A 3,447-nucleotide genomic window follows, 5' to 3' on the forward strand; every position below is an offset into this window, starting at 1 on the left:
TTCAGGGCAGCCCGGTCTTTCCGGTTCTGCAGCCACAGGGCGTGATATTCACTGAAAGCCATAGAGTATCTCTCCCCCTCGTATGCTCAAGGTTTTACTGCTGGAGCTGTTCCCGCCAGGGATGGTTGCGGGCGTAGCGGTTGTAACGGAAGTTCTGCCAGCACTGGCTTCCTATGGCCCAGGCCAGCTGGTACAGGATTACCAGCCAAAGAGGTCCCTGAACAGGATAACCCACCACTACCTTACTGAAAGCAATACACAGACAGATAAACACTGCTATTAAAAACAGATTCCACCCCAATTCCACCCATGTACCAAAGCGAAGGCTCAGCTTATGCCCGATGCGATGCATCCAGGCACAAAGGCATAGCCAAAACAAAAACAGAACCGGAGAGGCCAGCGACCGAAGCAAATCCAAGTTGGCGTTTCCGCGGTTTACGATCAACATAATCACATTAAAAATGACCAATATCATGTATGCCGTAGGATACCATGTAGAAACATAGTCCAGTGGGCTTCCCCGATCAATACCGTCCACGATCTGGCGGCAGTATTCGTCTGGGTTGCCTCCCACGACCTGCTCCAGATCACTTCCCCGGGCCTCCGCTTGGGCCGCCATCCCGATAAGGTCTTTCCGCACCAGCTCAACCTCATAGCAGTTCCAGGTGTATGCCGACATACGGTCATATACCTGCCGCAGGATATCCTGATTCCGCTTGCTCAGGGTCGATTCTCGCAGCTTGTTTTCCTTGTACAGTTCCGTATATTCATTTTGCACCAGTTTCTTCAGCATGATGGTCACCCCTTTCAAGGTCATGGATTCAATCCTGCAGGATGGCATCCACCGCCGCGGCGGTCAGCTGCCACGCCTGCTCAAATTCGGTCAGATAACAAATGCCGTCCTGGGTCAGGCTGTAATATTTGCGGCTGGGTCCGCTGGGCGAAGCCCGGTACTCCGCTTTCAGCAGCCCCTTGCGTTCCAGGCGCAAGAGCAGTGGGTACAGGGTGCCTTCGTTCACGTCCGCAAAGCCCGCCTGCCGCAGAGCCGCCGCAATGGCATAGCCGTAGGAAGTTTCCCGGGAAAGGATTTTGAGGATACAGCCTTCCAATGTCCCCTTGTTCAGCTGGGAACGCTCAAACACCGCTGCCCCTCCTTTCACTACCTTGCATTGCAAGGTTCCTTCTGACTATATTGTAATGCAAGGTAGTGGTGTTGTCAATCGGGTTCCAGAAAAAATATCGCCCGACGGGGCGTTTCCCGTCGGGCGTATTTCCATAATAAAAGGCAACCGGTCAGCCTTTTTCCCAGGGAGAGCGGACAATCTCCCCGGAATCGACCTTGGCCAGGTCGGGCACTTCGGCCCCGGCTTTCACAATGCCGCCGGGTGCCACATGCACCGCGGTGCCCAGGCGGGCATCATGGTCCACGATGCTCCCCGCATTGAGCAGGCAGCCCGCCCCGGTCACCGCATTGGCCCCCACAAAGGCAAAGGGCATCACCACCGTGCCCACCCCCAGGTGGGCGGATTCACAGACTTCCGCCGCCGGATGGATGAACACCGGAAGCTGATAGCCTGCGGCACGCAGCTTCTGCAGCAGGTCCCGGCGCAGGTTGTTATCCCCAATGGCCACAAAGGCGTTGGGGCAGCGGCGCTGCAGTTCCGGGTCCACAAAATCCCGCAGGGTCCCGGCGCAGTCGGGGGCGTTGTCATCCAGATACACCGGGCTTCCCCAGCCGGTATCGGCCAGCATCTCCCCCAGCTGTTTGCCGAAGCCACCCCGGCCCAGCACCAGCACCTGTTTCCGATAGGACAAAATCGACATATCCGTCGCCCCTTTCGTGTTTCTTTTGCCAGTATAGCACCTTTTTCGCGGAGGAACAAGACAAAATCTTTGTGCGAAAAAGTCATACTATCCATTTTTTTCGCCCATCAATTTCGACAAAAAGCACCAAGGAAACAAGAGCCGCATGTGTAGTTGGCTGAAAAACAATGGGGCCACTTGCAATTTTTCCCATCCGGCTTTACACTAAATTTACAGGATGCCTCACTGTTTGTCGGGCGAATTTTTCAAAGGAGGGTGTTCCGTGCCGTATCCATTGTACAGAAACAATTTTATGCACCTGCACCCCTCCTGCACCCAAAAACAGGGCCGCCGTGTATCTCATCACCAGTAAGCGCAGTGTATATCTATACGCTGCGCTGTTTTATTTTTCAGGGAGGTCAAGTATATGGAAAACCGCAAAAAAGTAGCCGTGATCATGGGTTCGGACAGCGACTGGCCGGTCGTGAAGGGCGCATGCAGCGTTCTGAAAGAGTTTGAGGTTCCGTTTGAGGCCCACATCCTGTCCGCTCACCGCACCCCGGAAGCTGCCGCCGCCTTTGCCAAGAGCGCCCGGGACAACGGTTTCGGCGTGATTCTGTGCGCCGCCGGCATGGCCGCCCATCTGGCCGGTGCCTTCGCCGCCAATACCACCCTGCCCGTGGTGGGCATTCCCATGAAGGGCGGCGCCATGGACGGCCTGGATGCCCTGCTGGCCACCGTACAGATGCCTTCCGGCTTCCCCGTGGCCACCGTGGCCCTGAACGGTGCCAAGAACGCCGCTTACCTGGCCGTGGCCATTCTGGCGGTTTCCGATGAGGAACTGGCCGACAAGCTGGCCGCTTTCCGCGCCGACACCGCCGCCGCCATCGCCAAAAAGGACGCTGCCGTGGCTGCCGAGGCTGCCGCTCTGTAACACAGATTTGTGTTGCGCCCTCCTGTTAAAACAGGTACAATAGAAGTGTGGGATCTGCGTGCGGTACCGTGCCGCACGCCCAAAAATACAGTGGTTATTACATAATAAAAAGGAGAGTTTATCATGGATATCAAGGTTCTGGATCAGATGTACGAAGGTAAGGCCAAGCAGGTTTTCGCTACCAGCGATCCCGAGATCGTCATGGTGCACTACAAGGATGACGCCACTGCCGGCGACGGCGAAAAGAAGGGCACCATCCGCGACAAGGGCATCGTCAACAACAAGCTGTCCAACGCCCTGATGCAGAAGCTGGAAAAAGAGGGCGTGCCCACCCATTATGTGGAAGAGATCAACGACCGCGACACCTTTGTGAAGAAGGTGGAGATCGTGCCTCTGGAAGTCATCATCCGCAACGTCGCCGCCGGCCACTTCAGCCTGCGCATGGGCGTGCCCGAAGGCACTCCGTTCAAGACCCCCATCCTGGAATTCAGCTACAAGAACGACGATCTGCATGACCCGTTCATCAACCACTACTACGCTCTGGCTCTGGATCTGGCCACCCAGGAAGAGATCGACACCATCACCCGTTACGCCTTCAAGGTCAACGAAGTGCTGAAGAAGATCCTGCTGGATGCCAACATCCGCCTGATCGACTTCAAGCTGGAGTTCGGCCGCCTGCCCGACGGCACCATCATCCTGGCCGACGAGAT

5 protein-coding genes are annotated in these 3,447 nt (G+C 56.3%); 2 read left to right on the plus strand and 3 right to left on the minus strand.

The annotated features are described in order from the left end of the window. Positions 1–94 precede the first annotated feature (94 nt). The 3 genes from Q0K17_RS10935 to Q0K17_RS10945 form a co-directional block, all read right to left on the minus strand. A complete protein-coding gene (locus Q0K17_RS10935) occupies positions 95–793 on the minus strand; it encodes a hypothetical protein (protein WP_294542941.1) in 699 nt (232 codons plus the stop codon). A gap of 28 nt (positions 794–821) precedes the next feature. Beyond that, on the minus strand, positions 822–1,142 hold the full coding sequence (locus Q0K17_RS10940) for a PadR family transcriptional regulator (protein ID WP_294542942.1): 321 nt from the start codon (positions 1,140–1,142) through the stop codon (positions 822–824). Positions 1,143–1,293: 151 nt separating this feature from the next. Beyond that, positions 1,294–1,824: a hypothetical protein gene (locus Q0K17_RS10945; protein ID WP_294542943.1), complete on the minus strand. Its 531-nt coding sequence runs from the start codon at positions 1,822–1,824 to the stop codon at positions 1,294–1,296. 406 nt (positions 1,825–2,230) lie between these two features. Between Q0K17_RS10945 and purE the strand changes: the two genes are divergently transcribed. Both purE and purC read left to right on the plus strand, forming a co-directional pair. After that, positions 2,231–2,737: a 5-(carboxyamino)imidazole ribonucleotide mutase gene (gene purE, locus Q0K17_RS10950; RefSeq protein ID WP_294542944.1), complete on the plus strand. Its 507-nt coding sequence runs from the start codon at positions 2,231–2,233 to the stop codon at positions 2,735–2,737. Positions 2,738–2,860: 123 nt separating this feature from the next. Then, positions 2,861–3,447 (plus strand): phosphoribosylaminoimidazolesuccinocarboxamide synthase (gene purC / locus Q0K17_RS10955; RefSeq protein WP_366776954.1); only part of this gene is annotated, 587 nt, incomplete at its 3' end.

The sequence above is a fragment of the uncultured Gemmiger sp. genome, from assembly GCA_944388105.1.
GTDB lineage: Bacteria > Bacillota > Clostridia > Oscillospirales > Ruminococcaceae > Gemmiger.